The organism is Neobacillus sp. OS1-32, from assembly GCF_030915425.1.
Lineage (GTDB): Bacteria > Bacillota > Bacilli > Bacillales > Cytobacillaceae > Neobacillus > Neobacillus paridis.
In genome coordinates, this window is sequence record NZ_CP133263.1 from 3173617 (window position 1) to 3191013 (window position 17397).

Here is a 17397-nt window from a genome sequence, read left to right on the forward strand (position 1 = left end):
TAACTCCATTAGGAACGAAAATAGATTAGCATAATTGTCACCACTGCTAGGAAAGCCAGCTGCAAGGTATCAACTGTTTTCCAGCTCAACTGGCGATATTTGGTTCGACCTTCACCGCCGCGATAGCCCCTCGCTTCCATGGCAATCGCTAGCTCCTCGGCTCGCTTAAACGAGCTGACAAACAACGGGATCAATAGTGGGATAATCGCCTTAATCCGTTCCATTAGCGGCCCGCTGGCAAATTCGACGCCTCTGGCAATCTGTGCTTTCATGATTTTGTCTGTTTCCTGCATCAGCGTTGGAATAAACCTTAATGAAATAGACATCATCAGCGCCATTTCATGAACCGGAAAGCGGAGTTTCTTTAATGGGTTTAACAGGCTTTCAAGTCCATCGGTAATTTCAATTGGGGTCGTTGTCAATGTCAATAAGGAAGTCATTAAGATCAGAAAGAAAAACCGAAAGGAGATATAGAAACCCATCTTAATTCCTTTAGCATAGATTTTCACGAACCCCCAATCCACCACAACGGTTCCTTCCCGCGTAAAAAACAGCTGTAACAGAAAGGTAAATGCTACTAGCCATAGTACTGGCTTTAGGCCCCCATATAAGAAGCGGATGGGGATCCGCGACAACCCGATCATCAAAAATGTATAAACGCCAATAATGGTATAAGTCAGCCAATTATTTGCAATAAAGATAATACAAACAAACAGAAAAATAATCGTTAATTTCGAACGCGGGTCCATTTTATGAATCATCGAGTCTGCAGGAACATAACGGCCAAAAATCATTTTTTCCATCATGATGTCACACCCCGCCTTAACTGCTCCGCTACTGCCGCCGATAATTGTTCAATCGATAAAAAGATCTTCTCCAGCTTGATGTTCCCTTTTTCCTCTAGCTTTAGTTGAAAACGGACTACCTCAGGGACATCCAGCCCCATTTGCATTAAATCCTGGGGAGCGGAGAAAATTTCTTCAGGTGATCCTTGTTTAACGACCTTTCCCTGTTGCATGATGACAATTTGATCGGCATATCTAGCGGCGTCCTCCATACTATGGGTTACCAGAATGGTCGATAGCTTCCGTTCATTGTGAAGCGCATAAAACATGTCCATAATTTCTTTGCGCCCGCGAGGATCCAATCCAGCTGTTGGTTCATCGAGAACAATCACATCAGGATCCATTGCTAACACCCCTGCGATCGCCACCCGGCGCATTTGCCCGCCCGATAAATCAAATGGAGATTTATCGAGGATTTCTTCAGTTAAGCCCACCTGTTTCAAGGCAATTCGGGCCCGCTTCTTTGCCTCCGCTTCGGAAATACCGAAATTCATGGGTCCAAAAATGATGTCCTTTTCGACTGTTTCCTCAAACAGCTGATGTTCCGGAAACTGAAAGACAATCCCAACACGCTGACGAACAGGACGCAGGTCTTTATTTTTTTGATGTGCTTTAATTTCTCTGTCCCCTATTGTCACGGTTCCTTCAGAAGGAATCAGCAAAGCATTTAAATGCTGCAACACGGTAGACTTGCCGGAACCAGTATGCCCGATGATCGCCAAATATGTACCTGAGGGAATTTCAATCGATACATCCTGGATCGCAAGCCGCTCAAATGGGGTGTTGGCTTGATAACGGTAATTTACATGCGAGAGCGAAATGTCCATAACTCTTCCACCAACTCTTCTTCCGATAAATAATGCTTTGCTAACGAAATTCCTTGTTTTCTAAATGCTTTCATCACTTTAACTGAAAATGGGATATCTAATCCTAATTCAATCAATTGCTCATCCATTGAGAAAATTTCTTCAGGTGTGCCTTCCCGAAAAACTTCGCCTTTATTCATCACAATGATTCGATCAGCTTTTGCAGCCTCCTCTAAATCATGGGTTATCGAAATAACCGTCAAAGCTTTTTCATCCTTTAGCGTTCTGACCGTTTCTAATACTTCTGCCCGGCCTCTTGGATCCAGCATAGATGTTGCTTCATCCAAAATGATGATGGCTGGCCTTAATGCGAGGACACCGGCAATGGCAACGCGCTGCTTTTGTCCGCCTGAAAGATGGTGCGGCTCTTGATGCAGAAACTTATCCATTTTAACCTTTTTTAATGAATCCTCAACCCTATGGACCATCTCTTCCCTGGGGATGCCCATGTTTTCTAAACCAAAAGCCACATCATCCTGGACAGTTGTTCCAACAAATTGATTATCAGGGTTTTGAAACACCATTCCGATCTTTTTACGAATATCCCAAATGTTTTCTTCGACTAATTTCATACCGGATACAGTAATTTCCCCCTCTTTGGGAAATTGCAAACCATTTAACAGTTTTGCCATTGTCGATTTTCCCGACCCATTATGACCAACAATCGCCAGCCACTCCCCCTCATATATTTCAAAGGAAACATGATTAAGGGCATTTTGCTCCTGTCCATCATATTGAAAAGTCACCTCTTTTAGTGACACAATTGCTTTGCTCATTGCTGTGTTCCCCCCTAACCCAACTGCCTTTCTAAATGGCAGCTTACGTTAAGCTATAGCTCCATTTCGTATACTATCTATAAAAATAACATAGATTTGTTTGAAGAAATAGAACTTTGCTATATTTCGTCCCTTTCTGATATACAAAAAAAGCCTGCACCTCTTCCCAGGGCAGTGCTCTTAGCAACTTCTGCATGTATAAAAATTTTTAAATGGAAGAGGTGCATGAGCTAGACGAGTCACAATAAAGGAGAACGGTGTTCCTTTCTTCAGATGGTTAATGGAAAACCGGAAGCTCTAAAAAACAGAGTTGTGCTCATCATAACACTCTTTTTGGCTGGTTCATCAGGCGGTGTGAGCAGAGCTTAGCTTGCCTATATTCAAGTCTGAAATTCAATCATTTCCACTATACTTAAATACTATTGCGACGCTCCGCCTCTGTACAACAAAAGGGCAGAGAACAAGTTTGTTACAAAACTGTCCAGCGCCCTTGTTGTCTGAAAAGATTTTTATACTAATTCGATAATAACCATTGGAGCACCATCGCCGCGGCGTGGTCCAAGTTTCATAATTCTAGTATATCCACCTTGGCGCTCTTGGTAACGTGGAGCAATATCAGAGAATAGCTTTTGTAGTGCGTCTTGACCATTTTCTGCATCTGCTACTTCGTTACGTACGTAAGCAGCGGCTTGACGGCGAGCATGAAGGTCACCACGTTTTCCAAGCGTAATCATTTTCTCAACAGTTGAACGTAATTCTTTGGCACGTGTTTCTGTTGTTTCAATGCGCTCATTGATAATTAAATCGGTTGTTAAATCACGCAGCATTGCTTTTCTTTGTGCACTTGTGCGTCCTAGCTTTCTGTATGCCATGAAGGGTTCCCTCCTTTGTTGAAGTCATTAAAACGGATCGCTTAGGTAAAAATCCTTAGTATTCAAAAAACGGACTAATCGTCTTTACGCAAGCCTAATCCAAGCTCTTCTAGTTTTGCCTTCACTTCTTCAAGTGATTTACGGCCTAAATTCCGTACTTTCATCATATCTTCTTCAGTTTTGTTGGCCAATTCCTGAACCGTATTAATGCCAGCACGTTTTAAGCAGTTATATGAACGAACGGAAAGATCAAGTTCCTCAATGGTCATTTCGAGAACTTTTTCTTTTTGATCTTCTTCTTTTTCAATCATGATTTCAGCATTTTGTGCTTCATCCGTTAAGCCGACGAAGATATTTAAATGCTCCGTTAAAATTTTTGAACCAAGAGCAATTGCTTCCTTAGGTCCAGTGCTTCCATCTGTCCACACATCAAGTGTAAGCTTGTCGTAATTCGACAGTTGTCCTACACGAGTGTTCTCTACCTGATAAGACACACGAGAAACAGGCGTATAAATGGAATCAATCGGAATCACACCAATTGGCTGGTCTTCACGTTTATTTTGATCAGCAGGTGTATAACCACGGCCCCGTCTGGCTGTTAACCGCATACGGAGATGCCCATTTGCCGCTAATGTTGCAATATGAAGGTCTGGATTTAAGATCTCAACGTCACTATCATGGGTAATGTTCCCTGCTAGGACCGGACCAGGACCTTGCATATCAATCTCCAATGTTTTTTCTTCGTCAGAATAGATTTTTAAAGCTATTTTTTTGATGTTTAAGATAATGGAAGTTACATCCTCTACGACGCCTTCAATTGTTGAGAACTCATGAAGTACCCCATCGACCTGAATCGCGGTAACAGCGGCACCAGGCAGTGAAGATAAAAGGATACGACGTAAGGAGTTACCCAAAGTGGTACCATATCCACGCTCTAGTGGCTCTACGACGAACTTACCGTATTTGGCATCATCGCTGATCTCAACCGTTTCGATTTTTGGTTTTTCTATTTCGATCATCCATTAACCCTCCTTCAAAACGTCGAAACCTCAATTAGACAGTTGCTAATCGAAATTCCCCCATGTATATGTTCCCGTTTTTAAGCACAACAACTGGAATAAGTCTTCTGTATAAAGTTTACATAAATTCATATCATATCCCATTATAGACAGGTGATATAAATTCTATACAGAAAAATTATACACAACGACGTTTTGGCGGACGGCAGCCGTTATGTGGAACAGGTGTAACATCTTTAATAGCGGTAACTTCAAGACCAGCAGCTTGAAGTGCACGAATAGCAGCTTCACGTCCTGCACCAGGTCCTTTAACCGTTACTTCTAAAGTTTTCATTCCATGCTCCATCGATGCCTTTGCAGCTGTTTCTGCAGCCATTTGTGCGGCAAATGGAGTAGACTTACGAGAGCCTTTAAATCCAAGCGCCCCTGCACTTGACCATGAAATCGCATTTCCATGTACATCAGTGATGGTTACAATTGTATTATTGAAAGTTGAACGGATGTGTGCAACACCTGATTCAATATTCTTTTTTACACGACGTTTACGTGTATTTGTTTTACGTGCCATTTCATTTACCTCCTTTGCCGATTACTTCTTCTTGTTCGCTACAGTCTTACGAGGACCTTTGCGTGTACGAGCATTGTTTTTCGTATTTTGTCCACGAACCGGTAAGCCGCGGCGATGACGTAAGCCACGATAGCAGCCAATTTCCATCAAGCGCTTAATGTTAAGAGAAACTTCACGACGAAGATCACCTTCAACTTTTAAGTGGTCGACAATATCACGGATTTTATCAAGTTCACTTTCCGTTAAATCACGTACACGTGTATCTTCTGAAACGCCAGCTTCCGCTAAGATTTTTTGCGCGGTATTTTTACCAATACCATAAATGTAAGTTAATGAGATTACTACACGTTTTTCACGTGGAATATCTACACCAGCAATACGTGCCATTTAGAATGTGCACCTCCCTCGAGTTTATCCTTGTTTTTGTTTATGTTTAGGGTTTTCACAGATAACCATAACTTTTCCGCGTCTACGGATAACTTTACACTTTTCGCAGATCGGTTTAACAGATGGTCTTACTTTCATTATCCTAACCTCCTTAATAGTACGGAGTGCAAGCGATTATTTAAAGCGGTACGTAATTCTTCCGCGTGTTAAGTCATATGGAGAAAGCTCAACAGTGACCTTATCACCAGGAAGAATACGAATAAAGTGCATTCGAATTTTTCCGGAAACATGAGCCAGCACTGTATGACCATTTTCTAATTCTACCTTAAACATCGCGTTTGGCAAAGTTTCAATCACTTTACCTTCAATTTCAATGACATCATCTTTGGCCATCGGTCTCGTCTCCCTTCTCATTTGGAAATAAGCGGTTCATTAAGACTAGTAATGTAAAGCGGGTCTTCCCATTCGTAAGTTGTTAGCAACCTTTCCAGTTTACCATACTATACGTTATTTGTCCGCAAGTAAATTTTACTTAATGAAGGAATATTATCCTCATGTCATTCTTGCCCAACTCTCGGTCCTATATTCTTAGGACAATAGAAAAGCCAATTGCTTTCACATACTATCAAATCTTTAGGGAGATAATCGAGAGTCGCATGCCAGGATTTATCGGGTTGAACATTAACTGATAACCCTCAACAATTCTTCGATATCAGCAAAAACTTTTTTAATATCCTGCTGACCATCAATGTTGCGTAAATATCCTTTTGCTTCATAGAAAGTCAATAATGGTTCTTGTTGTTTGATATTGACATCTAATCTGTTTTGAACAGTATCCGCATTATCATCAGCCCGTTGATAAAGCTCTCCGCCACAACGGTCACAAATGCCCTCTTTTGCCGGAGGGTTAAATACTAAATGATAGGTAGCACCACAGCTCTTACAGATCCTCCGTCCAGTCAAACGCTCCATTAAAATACTTTTATCAACATTAATATTAATGACATAATCAATTTTTTTACCCAACTCTTGTAACAGAGTTTCCAACGCCTCTGCCTGAGGTACGGTTCTCGGAAAACCATCCAGCAAGAAGCCTTGCTTACAGTCTTCTTTACTGAGCCGTTCACGGACAATCCCAATCGTAACTTCATCCGGGACCAGTTCACCTTTGTCCATGAATGACTTTGCTTGTAATCCTAACGCTGTTCCCTCTTTCATCGCTGCACGGAACATATCTCCTGTTGAGATATGAGGGATGCCGTATTTTTCAACGATTTGTTCTGCCTGCGTACCTTTACCGGCACCTGGAAGCCCCATTAATACTAAATTCACACGTGTTCCCCCTCGTGCTCTAAAGTAGGTTGATTGGGTCCTCTGTGTGAGGAACCCGTTCACCTGTTACTTAATAAAACCTTTATAATGACGTTTAACTAATTGTGCCTCAAGCTGCTTATATGTTTCCAGAGCAACCCCGACTACAATGAGCAGACTTGTTCCGCCGATTTGTGCAGATTGTGGCAGGTTGGCAATCTTAATAAAGAAGACCGGAAGCACTGCAATCACCGTAAGGAAAAGCGCTCCGACAAATGTTAAACGATATAAGACGCGTGTTAAATATTCCTGTGTGCTTTTACCAGGACGAATACCTGGGATATAGCCACTTTGCTTTTGTAAGTTTTCCGCTGCTTGCTCAGGATTAACTTGAATAAAAGCATAAAAATAAGTAAACGCGATAATTAAGGCAGCATATATGGCCATCCCGATCGGGTGAGAGTAATCAAATACCTTCATAATCCACAGCGTTACACTATTTTGTGGAAAGAATGAGGCAATCGTTCTTGGTGTTACAAGAAAGGAGACAGCAAAGATAACTGGAATAACGCCAGCTGCATTTACCTTTAACGGCATATGGGTCGATTGACCGCCAACCGGATTCCGTCCTACTGCCATCCGTTTTGCATATTGAATCGGAATTTTACGTGTTGCTTGTTGAATGAAAATAACTCCAACAAAAATAGCAATAATTACTAATGCGATGACCAACATGGTTACAATACGGATGAATAATGCTTCTCCAGCATTCTCAAATTGTTGAACATAAATTTGGTTTAAAACATTGGGAATACCTGCAACAATCCCAGCAAAAATGATGATGGAAATACCATTTCCAACACCTTTCTCTGTTATTTGCTCACCCAGCCACATTAAAAAGGCTGTACCAGCTGTTAATACAACCGCAATTAGTAAATAAGTAGGAATTCCAGGATTTTCAACTAACTGACCGCCTGCCAAGTTATTAAAGCCATAGGACATCCCTAGAGCTTGGATAAAACCAAGAACTACGGTCATATAACGGGTAAGCTGGGCTGTCTTACGGCGTCCCGCCTCTCCTTGTTTAGACCACTCCGTTAACTTTGGTACTACATCCATTTGCAGGAGCTGGATAATAATCGAAGCTGTAATGTATGGCATAACACCCATGGCAAAGATGGAAAACTGTCTTAACGCCCCACCGCCAAAGGTGTTTAATATACCAAAAACACTTAACTTATCTTGATCTGCCAGCACCTCTGCATTTACGTTAGGTACCGGAATAAACGTACCCAGTCGGAAAACGACCAACATTAAAAGGGTGAATATGATCTTACGTCGTATATCACCCACGCGCATAAAATTGGAGAGTGTTTGGAACATTAGATCACCTCGGTAGTTCCACCGGCAGCTTCAATCGCTTCTTTAGCAGCAGAGGAGAATTTGTGAGCTTTGACAGTCAACTTTTTCTCTACGTTCCCTTTTGCAAGAATTTTAATTCCTGATTTTTCGTTACTTACGACACCCGTTTCAATCAGAAGTTCTGGAGTTACTTCTGTACCTTCTTCAAAACGGTTTAACACATCAAGGTTCACAATGGCGTACTCTTTACGGCTAATATTCGTAAAGCCCCGTTTCGGTAAACGACGGGCTAAAGGTGTTTGGCCACCTTCAAAGCCAATGCGGACTCCACCGCCAGAACGGGCCTTTTGACCTTTATGACCTTTACCGGCAGTTTTCCCATTACCTGAGCCAATACCGCGTCCTTTACGTTTACGTTCCTGACGTGAACCTTCTGCAGGTTTTAATTCATGAAGTTTCATTTCGGCACCTCCTTATGAAAAACAACGTTCGATTATTGTTCTTTAACAGTTACAAGGTGAGCAACTTTATTGATCATGCCGCGAATGGCTGCATTATCTTGATGCTCAACTGTTTGATTTAATTTACGTAAGCCCAGTGCTTTAACTGTTTCGCGTTGGTCCTGCGGACGACCGATCACGCTACGCTTGAGGGTAATTACAAGTTTATTTGCCATTTGATTTCCCTCCTTATCCTAACAGTTCTTCTACTGATTTACCACGTAATTTCGCTACGTCTTCAGCACGTTTTAATTGTGTTAGTCCTTGAATGGTTGCACGAATTACGTTAATTGGTGTATTTGTTCCTTGAGATTTGGAAAGGATATCCTGAACCCCAGCTAATTCAAGAACCGCACGAACTGGGCCACCTGCAATAACTCCGGTACCTTCTGCAGCCGGTTTTAACAAGACTTCTCCAGCTCCAAACCGTCCAACTACTTCGTGAGGAACAGTCGTTCCAACCATTGGTACTTCAATAAGATTTTTCTTGGCATCTTCAATTGCTTTACGAATTGCATCAGGAACTTCCTGTGCTTTACCGGTTCCGAAACCGACATGACCGTTTCTGTCTCCGACTACAACAAGTGCAGAGAAACGGAAACGACGTCCACCTTTTACAACCTTCGCAACACGGTTAACCGTAACTACGCGTTCTTCTAGTTCAAGCTTGTTTGGATCAATACGACGCATGTTTCTTTAGTCCCTCCTTTGTCTATTAAAATTGTAAGCCGTTTTCGCGTGCAGCATCGGCTAATGCTTGAATACGTCCATGGTATAGGTATCCTCCACGGTCAAACACAACAGCTGTAATACCTTTTTCCACCGCACGTTTTGCAACTAATTCTCCGACTTTTTTAGCTGCTTCGATATTGCTTGAAGACTCAAGGTTAAGCTCTTTATCTAGTGTAGAAGCACTTGCTAAAGTAACTCCTTTGCTGTCATCGATTAACTGAGCATAAATATGCTTATTTGAACGAAACACATTTAGACGTGGACGAGCTGAAGTTCCGCTTAATTTCGCGCGTACACGAGCATGTCTTTTACGGCGAACAGCGTTTTTATCTAGCTTCGTAATCATTTACGTCACTCCTTTCGTTTACCTATGCGGCATTACTTACCTGTTTTACCTTCTTTGCGGCGTACATATTCACCTTCATAGCGAATTCCTTTGCCTTTATAAGGCTCTGGAGGACGAACCGCACGAATATTGGCTGCCAATGCACCAACACGTTCTTTATCGGTACCTTTTACCGTAACCTTTGTATTGGATGGTACTTCAATTTCCAGGCCAGTTTCTGGTTCCATTTCTACAGGATGTGAATAACCAACGTTCAATACAAGCTTTTTACCTTGTTTTTGAGCACGGTATCCAACCCCGATTAGTTCTAGACTTTTCTCGAATCCTTTAGAAACACCCTCAACCATGTTCGCTAAGAGCGCACGAGTTGTTCCATGTAATGTGCGGTGTTCTTTTGAATCTGAAGGACGAGTAACTGTAACGATGTTTTCTTCAATATTAATAGTAATTTCCGGATTGAAAGAGCGAGTAAGCTCGCCTTTTGGGCCTTTTACGGTAACAGTATGATTGTTTAAAGAAACTGTTACACCTGCCGGAATTTCAATAGGTTTTTTTCCTACGCGAGACATTTAGTGCACCTCCATTCATTCAAAAACTCGACTTACCAAACGTAAGCTAATACTTCGCCACCGATTTGTTTTGCCCGAGCTTCTTTATCGGTTAAAACACCTTGTGAAGTTGATACAAGCGCAATACCCAGACCATTTAGGACACGTGGTACCTCATTTGATTTAGCATAAACCCGCAGGCCAGGCTTGCTAATGCGCTTCAAGCCAGTAATAACACGTTCATTATTTGCACCGTACTTTAAGAAGATACGGATAATTCCTTGTTTATTGTCATCGATATATTCAACATCACGTACGAAACCTTCACGTTTTAAGATTTCGGCGATTTCTTTTTTAATATTAGAAGCAGGTACTTCTAATTTTTCGTGACGTACCATATTCGCGTTGCGAATACGAGTAAGCATATCTGCAATCGGATCTGTCATGACCATTATTTTTACCTCCTTCCACAAACTCTAGTTTTACCAGCTAGCTTTTTTAACACCAGGAATTTGTCCTTTGTATGCTAATTCACGGAAACAAATACGGCAAAGCTTAAATTTGCGATATACAGAGTGTGGACGTCCGCAACGTTCGCAGCGTGTGTACTCTTGTACTTTGAATTTAGGCGTGCGTTTTTGTTTCGCAATCATTGACTTTTTAGCCACATTTTCGCCTCCCTTATTTAGCGATTACTTTTGGAATGGCATTCCAATTTGAGTTAAGAGCTCATGAGCTTCTTCATCAGTGTTGGCAGTAGTTACGATAACGATATCCATACCACGAACTTTGCTTACTTTATCGTAATCAATTTCAGGGAAGATTAGCTGCTCTTTAATACCTAATGTGTAGTTACCGCGACCATCGAAAGCTTTTTTAGAAACTCCACGGAAGTCACGTACACGAGGTAAAGATACAGAAACTAATTTATCCAGGAATTCGTACATGCGCTCACCACGAAGGGTAACTTTTGCACCGATCGGCATCCCTTCACGCAGACGGAATCCAGCAATTGATTTCTTCGCACGAGTTACCACAGGTTTTTGACCTGTAATTAAGGATAGTTCTTCTACTGCGTTATCAAGTGCTTTTGCATTTTGAACGGCGTCACCAACACCCATATTGATAACGACTTTTTCGATTTTTGGTACTTGCATAACAGATTTATAATTAAACTTGCTCATAAGAGCTGGGGTAATGTCTTTCACATATTTTTCTTTTAGGCGGTTCATTTCGTGTACCTCCCTTCTTCTATAAACTATTTATCTAAAACTTCACCGGATTTTGCTACGCGTACTTTTTTGCCATCAACCGTCTTATAACCTACACGAGTCGGGTTACCTGTCTTAGGATCGATAGGCATTACGTTTGATACATGAATTGGTGCCTCAAAGCTGAGGATTCCGCCTTGTGGATTTGCTTGAGAAGGTTTAGAGTGTTTTTTCACAATGTTTACACCTTCTACTAATACGCGGTTGTCTTTTGGATAAGCCGCCAGGATTACGCCTGTTTTGCCTTTATCCTTACCAGAGATGACTCTGACTTTATCACCCTTTTTTACATGCATCTATTCGCACCTCCTTAAAGGCAATTTAATTGATATTATAAAACTTCTGGAGCTAAAGAAATAATTTTCATAAAGTTGTTATCGCGAAGTTCACGGGCTACTGGTCCAAAGATACGAGTACCACGTGGGCTCTTATCTTCTTTAATAATCACACATGCGTTTTCATCAAAACGAATGTAGGAACCATCTGGCCGGCGTACACCGCTCTTAGTACGGACAACAACTGCTTTAACAACGTCACCTTTTTTAACAACGCCTCCTGGTGTTGCTTGTTTGACGGTACAAACGATCACATCACCAATGTTAGCCGTTTTGCGGCCTGAACCACCGAGAACTTTAATCGTCAGTACTTCACGAGCACCGGAGTTGTCAGCAACTTTCAAACGTGTTTCCTGTTGAATCATATGTGTAACCTCCCTTCGGAAAAGCTATCTTCCGAACAATTAAATAATAACAGCTTTTTCTACTATTTCAACTAGACGAAAGCGCTTTGTAGCTGAAAGCGGGCGAGTTTCCATTATACGTACGATGTCGCCAACTTTTGCTTGATTTTGCTCATCATGAGCTTTGAACTTTTTAGAGTACTTAACGCGTTTACCATAAAGCGGATGCTTTTTGTATGTTTCAACAAGAACGGTAACAGTTTTATCCATTTTGTCGGAAACCACGCGTCCAGTGTAAACCTTGCGGTGGTTACGTTCACTCATCAATGTGAACCTCCTCTCGAGTTTTACTTGTTAAAGCTGATTTCTCTTTCACGAATAACAGTCTTCATGCGAGCAATCGCTTTGCGTACTTCACGAATGCGAGCTGTATTTTCAAGTTGTCCTGTCGCCAATTGAAAGCGAAGGTTGAAAAGCTCTTCTTTTAGGGATTTAACTTTTTGTTCAATTTCAGCAGTGGTAAGGTCACGAATATCATTAGCTTTCATTTGATTCACCACCAATTTCTTCACGTTTTACAAACTTACATTTTACAGGAAGTTTGTGTGATGCTAGACGAAGAGCTTCACGAGCGATTTCTTCAGAAACACCGGCAATTTCAAACATTACTTTCCCTGGCTTTACCACAGCTACCCAGCCTTCTGGAGCACCTTTACCGGAACCCATCCGGACTTCTAGAGGCTTAGCAGTGTAAGGCTTATGAGGGAAAATTTTGATCCATACCTTACCGCCACGTTTCATGTAACGAGTCATCGCAATACGAGCCGCTTCAATTTGACGGTTTGTAATCCAAGAAGCTTCTGTTGCTTGTAAACCGAATTCACCGAAAGTTACTTCAGTACCGCCTTTTGCGTTTCCACGCATTTTCCCACGATGTTGACGGCGGAATTTTACGCGTTTTGGCAATAACATCTTATTTGCCTCCTTCCTCAGTTTTCTTCTTTGTAGGAAGGACCTCTCCACGATAGATCCATACTTTTACACCAAGCTTGCCATAAGTAGTGTCAGCTTCAGCTGTAGCATAATCGATATCAGCGCGAAGTGTATGAAGTGGAACTGTTCCTTCGCTGTAATGTTCTGCACGGGCGATATCAGCACCGCCTAAACGACCGGATACCATTGTTTTAATACCTTGTGCACCAGCGCGCATGGCACGTTGAATAGCCTGCTTTTGGGCGCGACGGAAAGATACCCGATTTTCTAATTGGCGGGCGATATTTTCAGCAACTAGTTTCGCATCAATATCTGCCTTTTTAATTTCAAGAATATTGATGTGTACGCGTTTGCCGGTAAGTTGATTTAAAGCTTTACGAAGTGCCTCCACTTCTGTACCGCCTTTACCGATAACCATACCAGGCTTCGCAGTATGGACTGTTACGTTCACACGGTTAGCAGCGCGTTCAATTTCTACTTTGGATACAGAAGCATCTTTTAAACGCTTCGTGATGTATTCACGAACTTTAATGTCTTCGTGTAAAAGTTCAGCAAAGTCTTTGCCTGCGTACCATTTTGATTCCCAGTCACGGATGATCCCGATACGCATACCGACCGGATTTACTTTTTGACCCACAGATTATCCCTCCTTCTTCTCTGATAAAACGATTGTAATGTGGCTTGTGCGTTTATTAATTTGGCTTGCACGACCCATAGCGCGTGGGCGGAAACGTTTCAATGTTGGCCCTTCATCAACAAATGCTTGAGCTACAACCAGATCATTTACGTCCATTTCGTAATTGTGCTCAGCATTGGCCATAGCTGACTTTAATACTTTTTCAACGATTGGAGAAGCAGCCTTCGGAGTTAGTTTCAAAATGGCTACCGCTTCACCAACTTGCTTACCTCGGATTAAATCAACGACTAAACGTGCTTTACGAGGAGCAATTCGAACTGTTCTTGCAACAGCTTTTGCTTGCATTAGGATGCCCTCCTCTCTTAACGTCTTGTTTTCTTATCATCACCGGCATGACCTTTGTAGGTACGAGTTGGCGCAAATTCTCCAAGCTTGTGACCTACCATGTCTTCCGTAATATAAACAGGCACATGTTTACGGCCATCATATACAGCAATTGTGTGACCAATAAATTGTGGGAAGATCGTAGAACGGCGAGACCAAGTTTTAATTACTTGTTTCTTATCCGCTTCATTTAACTTTTCGACCTTAACCATTAAATGATCATCGACAAATGGTCCTTTTTTTAAGCTGCGACCCATGAATGAACCTCCCTTCGTGATTGCTCTACGGTTCTATCTTTGAACCGTAGTTCAATCCCGTTATTTTTTACGACGACGAATAATAAGTTTATCAGACTTGTTTTTCTTCTTACGAGTTTTGTAACCAAGAGTTGGTTTGCCCCAAGGTGTCATTGGTGATTTACGTCCGATAGGAGCACGACCTTCACCACCACCATGTGGGTGATCGTTAGGGTTCATAACAGAACCACGAACAGTTGGACGTTTACCTAACCAGCGTGAACGACCTGCTTTACCGACATTAATAAGTTCATGTTGCTCGTTCCCTACTTGACCTACAGATGCACGGCACTCTGCCAGGATCATGCGGACTTCACCAGAAGTTAAACGAACTAGAACATATTTGCCTTCTTTACCAAGTACTTGAGCACTGGTACCTGCAGAACGGACCAATTGACCGCCTTTTCCAGGTTTTAATTCGATATTGTGTACAACAGTACCAACAGGAATGTTAGCAAGTGGAAGTGCATTCCCCACTTTAATATCTGCCTCAGGACCAGACATAACTTCCATTCCAACTTCTAAATTTTTTGGAGCTAAGATATAACGCTTTTCTCCATCAGCATAATTAATTAACGCGATATTCGCGGAACGATTTGGATCGTATTCGATAGTGGCAACGCGTCCTGGAATGCCATCTTTATCGCGTTTAAAATCGATAAGACGATATTGACGCTTATGGCCGCCACCTTGATGACGAACAGTTAACTTACCTTGATTATTACGGCCGCCTCTCTTTTTCAATGGTGCTAAAAGAGATTTTTCTGGAGTGTCAGTAGTGATTTCTGCGAAATCTAATACTGTCATGCCACGACGACCATTAGAGGTAGGTTTGTACTTTTTAATCGCCATTTTATTTCCCTCCTCTTCTTGTCACATTTTATGATTCAAAGATCTCAATTTCTTTGCTGTCAGCAGTTAGCTTGACAATGGCCTTACGACGTTTGTTCGTGTATCCGCCAAATTTACCCATTCGCTTGAATTTGCCTTTATAGTTCATGATGTTTACTTTTTCTACTTCCACACCGAAGATTTCTTCGATTGCGTCTTTGACTTGAGTTTTGTTTGCTTTTACATCTACATCAAAAGTGTATTTTTTCTCAGCCATTAGATCAGTAGAACGTTCAGTGATAACGGGGCGCTTAATGATTTCGCGTGCATCCATTATGCAAGCACCTCCTCTACTTTTTCAACCGCTGCTTTGGTCATAATGAGTTGATCATGACCCACAACATCCAATACATTGATGCCATCTGCTGTTACGACCGTTACTCCCGGGATGTTACGAGCGGATAATGCTACGTTTTCATCCAAGTCAGCAGTAACAACTAACGCTTTTTTCTCAACAGAAAGGTTGTTTAAAACAGCTTTGAATTCTTTTGTTTTTGGAGCTTCGAAAGCTAAGTTCTCTAATACTATAAGATTTTCATCTAATACTTTAGAAGATAATGCCGATTTGATCGCTAAGCGACGAACCTTTTTCGGTAATTTATAGCTATAGCTGCGTGGCTGCGGACCAAATACAGTACCACCTCCGCGCCATTGTGGTGAGCGGATAGACCCTTGACGAGCACGGCCTGTTCCTTTTTGACGCCATGGTTTACGTCCACCGCCTGCAACTTCTGAACGGTTTTTAACTTTATGAGTCCCTTGACGTAATGAAGCTCTTTGCATCACAATCGCTTCAAATAATACGTGTTGGTTAGGTTCAATACCAAAAACGGATTCATTTAACTCGATTTCGCCGACTTGTGAACCGTTTTGGTTGAATAATGTTACTTTTGGCATTCTATTGTTCCTCCTTTCTTATGAAATCGTTATGCCTTTACCGCACTTTTGATTTTTAGTAATGCTTTTTTTGCACCTGGCACATTACCTTTAATTAAAAGCAAGTTGCGTTCTGCATCAACCTTAACGATCTCAAGGTTTTGAACGGTAACTTGTTCTCCGCCCATACGTCCTGGTAACATTTTACCTTTGAATACGCGGTTTGGAGCAACCGGTCCCATAGAACCAGGGCGACGATGATAACGTGAACCGTGTGCCATCGGGCCGCGAGATTGTCCGTGGCGTTTGATCGAGCCTTGGAAACCTTTACCCTTTGAGATTCCTGTTACATCTACTAAATCGCCTGCAGCGAAAATATCAACTTTGACTTCTTGACCAACTTCATAGCCTGCTAAGTCATCTCCGCGAAATTCACGAACGAAGCGCTTAGGAGCAGTATTTGCCTTGCTAGCATGACCTTTTTCCGGCTTGTTGGCAAGCTTTTCGCGTTTATCTTCGAAACCAAGCTGTACGGCTTCATATCCGTCGTTTTCAACTGATTTCTTCTGAAGAACTACGTTTGGAGCTACCTCAACTACAGTTACCGGAATTAAGTCACCGTTTTCTACAAATACTTGAGTCATACCAATCTTTCTTCCTAAGATTCCTTTGGTCATTTCAGTCACACCTCCTATTTTTCTTAACATTTATTTTGATTAGAGTTTAATTTCAATATCAACACCTGATGGCAAATCTAAACGCATGAGTGCATCCACAGTTTGTGGTGTTGGATTTACAATGTCGATTAGACGCTTATGTGTCCGCATTTCAAATTGTTCACGAGAATCTTTGTACTTGTGTACCGCACGAAGAATGGTGTAAACAGATTTTTCAGTTGGAAGCGGAATCGGACCAGAAACGGCTGCACCTGAACGTTTTGCTGTTTCAACAATTTTTTCAGCGGATTGATCAAGAATTCTGTGATCATATGCCTTTAAGCGGATACGAATTTTTTGTTTTGCCATTATTTTCCCTCCTTTATTCGCCTATTTTTAAAATAGACATTCTCCGTGAGAATTTCCCTAACACAGCGCCATGGCAAAGCGGCCGGGTGTGTCAGCAACCTCCCACATCATCGCAGTCAAAGACCAACATTGTTAATTATACATAAAACACAGGGCGAACGCAACATTTATCTTGCATTCACTGCGGTGAATTTCACTTTTCCTATTATAGCG

32 protein-coding genes are annotated in these 17397 nt (G+C 41.8%); all 32 read right to left on the reverse strand.

What is annotated here, in order from left to right; translation table 11 throughout:
• Positions 1–8 precede the first annotated feature (8 nt).
• The 32 genes from RCG24_RS15770 to rpsJ all read right to left on the reverse strand — a co-directional run bounded on the left by RCG24_RS15770 (position 9) and on the right by rpsJ (position 17184).
• Positions 9–806 (reverse strand): energy-coupling factor transporter transmembrane component T family protein, encoded by a 798-nt coding sequence (locus RCG24_RS15770; RefSeq protein WP_308077468.1) that lies wholly within the window; start codon positions 804–806, stop codon positions 9–11.
• Positions 803–1672 carry an energy-coupling factor ABC transporter ATP-binding protein gene (locus RCG24_RS15775; RefSeq protein ID WP_308077469.1) on the reverse strand — a complete coding sequence of 290 codons (870 nt, stop codon included), beginning with the start codon at positions 1670–1672 and terminating at the stop codon, positions 803–805. Before RCG24_RS15775 ends, RCG24_RS15770 begins: the two co-directional genes overlap by 4 nt.
• Positions 1648–2487: an energy-coupling factor ABC transporter ATP-binding protein gene (locus RCG24_RS15780; protein ID WP_308077470.1), complete on the reverse strand. Its 840-nt coding sequence runs from the start codon at positions 2485–2487 to the stop codon at positions 1648–1650. Before RCG24_RS15780 ends, RCG24_RS15775 begins: the two co-directional genes overlap by 25 nt.
• A gap of 509 nt (positions 2488–2996) precedes the next feature.
• Positions 2997–3359, reverse strand: coding sequence for a 50S ribosomal protein L17 (gene rplQ, locus RCG24_RS15785; RefSeq protein ID WP_202655828.1), 363 nt, complete (start codon positions 3357–3359; stop codon positions 2997–2999).
• 74 nt (positions 3360–3433) lie between these two features.
• Complete coding sequence (locus RCG24_RS15790) at positions 3434–4378, reverse strand: DNA-directed RNA polymerase subunit alpha (RefSeq protein ID WP_202655827.1); 945 nt, start codon at positions 4376–4378, stop codon at positions 3434–3436.
• 178 nt (positions 4379–4556) lie between these two features.
• Positions 4557–4946 (reverse strand): 30S ribosomal protein S11, encoded by a 390-nt coding sequence (rpsK, locus tag RCG24_RS15795; protein ID WP_308077471.1) that lies wholly within the window; start codon positions 4944–4946, stop codon positions 4557–4559.
• A gap of 21 nt (positions 4947–4967) precedes the next feature.
• A complete protein-coding gene (gene rpsM / locus RCG24_RS15800) occupies positions 4968–5333 on the reverse strand; it encodes a 30S ribosomal protein S13 (protein ID WP_202655825.1) in 366 nt (121 codons plus the stop codon).
• Between the two features lie 24 nt (positions 5334–5357).
• The gene (gene rpmJ, locus RCG24_RS15805; RefSeq protein ID WP_000868344.1) at positions 5358–5471 is read right to left on the reverse strand and encodes a 50S ribosomal protein L36; all 114 of its coding nucleotides are present in this window, start codon (positions 5469–5471) and stop codon (positions 5358–5360) included.
• 36 nt (positions 5472–5507) lie between these two features.
• Positions 5508–5726, reverse strand: a complete 219-nt coding sequence (infA, locus tag RCG24_RS15810; RefSeq protein ID WP_007085268.1) for a translation initiation factor IF-1 — start codon at positions 5724–5726, stop codon at positions 5508–5510.
• Positions 5727–6014: 288 nt separating this feature from the next.
• Complete coding sequence (locus RCG24_RS15815) at positions 6015–6665, reverse strand: adenylate kinase (RefSeq protein ID WP_308077472.1); 651 nt, start codon at positions 6663–6665, stop codon at positions 6015–6017.
• Between the two features lie 66 nt (positions 6666–6731).
• The gene (secY, locus tag RCG24_RS15820; protein ID WP_308077473.1) at positions 6732–8027 is read right to left on the reverse strand and encodes a preprotein translocase subunit SecY; all 1296 of its coding nucleotides are present in this window, start codon (positions 8025–8027) and stop codon (positions 6732–6734) included.
• Positions 8027–8467 carry a 50S ribosomal protein L15 gene (gene rplO, locus RCG24_RS15825; RefSeq protein WP_202655822.1) on the reverse strand — a complete coding sequence of 147 codons (441 nt, stop codon included), beginning with the start codon at positions 8465–8467 and terminating at the stop codon, positions 8027–8029. The genes secY and rplO overlap by 1 nt, the downstream gene beginning before the upstream one ends.
• Before the next feature lie 32 nt (positions 8468–8499).
• A complete protein-coding gene (gene rpmD / locus RCG24_RS15830) occupies positions 8500–8682 on the reverse strand; it encodes a 50S ribosomal protein L30 (RefSeq protein WP_308077474.1) in 183 nt (60 codons plus the stop codon).
• Between the two features lie 13 nt (positions 8683–8695).
• Positions 8696–9196: a 30S ribosomal protein S5 gene (gene rpsE / locus RCG24_RS15835; protein ID WP_202655820.1), complete on the reverse strand. Its 501-nt coding sequence runs from the start codon at positions 9194–9196 to the stop codon at positions 8696–8698.
• A gap of 25 nt (positions 9197–9221) precedes the next feature.
• Entirely contained in the window at positions 9222–9584 is a 363-nt protein-coding gene (gene rplR, locus RCG24_RS15840) for a 50S ribosomal protein L18 (RefSeq protein ID WP_202655819.1), read from the reverse strand.
• Positions 9585–9616: 32 nt separating this feature from the next.
• Entirely contained in the window at positions 9617–10153 is a 537-nt protein-coding gene (gene rplF / locus RCG24_RS15845; protein WP_202655818.1) for a 50S ribosomal protein L6, read from the reverse strand.
• Between the two features lie 32 nt (positions 10154–10185).
• Positions 10186–10584 (reverse strand): 30S ribosomal protein S8, encoded by a 399-nt coding sequence (rpsH, locus tag RCG24_RS15850; protein WP_202655817.1) that lies wholly within the window; start codon positions 10582–10584, stop codon positions 10186–10188.
• Between the two features lie 30 nt (positions 10585–10614).
• Complete coding sequence (gene rpsN, locus RCG24_RS15855; protein WP_001085700.1) at positions 10615–10800, reverse strand: 30S ribosomal protein S14; 186 nt, start codon at positions 10798–10800, stop codon at positions 10615–10617.
• A gap of 24 nt (positions 10801–10824) precedes the next feature.
• Positions 10825–11364 (reverse strand): 50S ribosomal protein L5, encoded by a 540-nt coding sequence (gene rplE / locus RCG24_RS15860; RefSeq protein ID WP_202655816.1) that lies wholly within the window; start codon positions 11362–11364, stop codon positions 10825–10827.
• 26 nt (positions 11365–11390) lie between these two features.
• Positions 11391–11699 (reverse strand): 50S ribosomal protein L24, encoded by a 309-nt coding sequence (gene rplX / locus RCG24_RS15865; protein ID WP_202655815.1) that lies wholly within the window; start codon positions 11697–11699, stop codon positions 11391–11393.
• A gap of 35 nt (positions 11700–11734) precedes the next feature.
• Entirely contained in the window at positions 11735–12103 is a 369-nt protein-coding gene (rplN, locus tag RCG24_RS15870; RefSeq protein WP_202655814.1) for a 50S ribosomal protein L14, read from the reverse strand.
• 39 nt (positions 12104–12142) lie between these two features.
• The gene (gene rpsQ / locus RCG24_RS15875) at positions 12143–12406 is read right to left on the reverse strand and encodes a 30S ribosomal protein S17 (protein ID WP_202655813.1); all 264 of its coding nucleotides are present in this window, start codon (positions 12404–12406) and stop codon (positions 12143–12145) included.
• A gap of 23 nt (positions 12407–12429) precedes the next feature.
• Positions 12430–12630: a 50S ribosomal protein L29 gene (gene rpmC / locus RCG24_RS15880; protein WP_202655812.1), complete on the reverse strand. Its 201-nt coding sequence runs from the start codon at positions 12628–12630 to the stop codon at positions 12430–12432.
• Positions 12620–13054 carry a 50S ribosomal protein L16 gene (gene rplP / locus RCG24_RS15885; protein WP_202655811.1) on the reverse strand — a complete coding sequence of 145 codons (435 nt, stop codon included), beginning with the start codon at positions 13052–13054 and terminating at the stop codon, positions 12620–12622. The genes rpmC and rplP overlap by 11 nt, the downstream gene beginning before the upstream one ends.
• Position 13055: 1 nt before the next feature.
• A complete protein-coding gene (gene rpsC, locus RCG24_RS15890; RefSeq protein ID WP_202655810.1) occupies positions 13056–13712 on the reverse strand; it encodes a 30S ribosomal protein S3 in 657 nt (218 codons plus the stop codon).
• A 3-nt stretch (positions 13713–13715) separates the two neighbouring features.
• The gene (gene rplV, locus RCG24_RS15895; protein ID WP_202655809.1) at positions 13716–14057 is read right to left on the reverse strand and encodes a 50S ribosomal protein L22; all 342 of its coding nucleotides are present in this window, start codon (positions 14055–14057) and stop codon (positions 13716–13718) included.
• A gap of 17 nt (positions 14058–14074) precedes the next feature.
• Entirely contained in the window at positions 14075–14353 is a 279-nt protein-coding gene (gene rpsS / locus RCG24_RS15900; RefSeq protein WP_202655808.1) for a 30S ribosomal protein S19, read from the reverse strand.
• A gap of 60 nt (positions 14354–14413) precedes the next feature.
• Positions 14414–15244, reverse strand: a complete 831-nt coding sequence (gene rplB, locus RCG24_RS15905; protein ID WP_202655807.1) for a 50S ribosomal protein L2 — start codon at positions 15242–15244, stop codon at positions 14414–14416.
• Positions 15245–15272: 28 nt separating this feature from the next.
• Positions 15273–15557: a 50S ribosomal protein L23 gene (rplW, locus tag RCG24_RS15910; protein WP_202655806.1), complete on the reverse strand. Its 285-nt coding sequence runs from the start codon at positions 15555–15557 to the stop codon at positions 15273–15275.
• Entirely contained in the window at positions 15557–16180 is a 624-nt protein-coding gene (gene rplD / locus RCG24_RS15915; protein WP_202655805.1) for a 50S ribosomal protein L4, read from the reverse strand. Before rplD ends, rplW begins: the two co-directional genes overlap by 1 nt.
• A 29-nt stretch (positions 16181–16209) precedes the next feature.
• Positions 16210–16836, reverse strand: coding sequence for a 50S ribosomal protein L3 (gene rplC / locus RCG24_RS15920; protein WP_308077475.1), 627 nt, complete (start codon positions 16834–16836; stop codon positions 16210–16212).
• Positions 16837–16875: 39 nt separating this feature from the next.
• The gene (rpsJ, locus tag RCG24_RS15925; RefSeq protein ID WP_007085291.1) at positions 16876–17184 is read right to left on the reverse strand and encodes a 30S ribosomal protein S10; all 309 of its coding nucleotides are present in this window, start codon (positions 17182–17184) and stop codon (positions 16876–16878) included.
• Between the last annotated feature and the right edge of the window lie 213 nt (positions 17185–17397).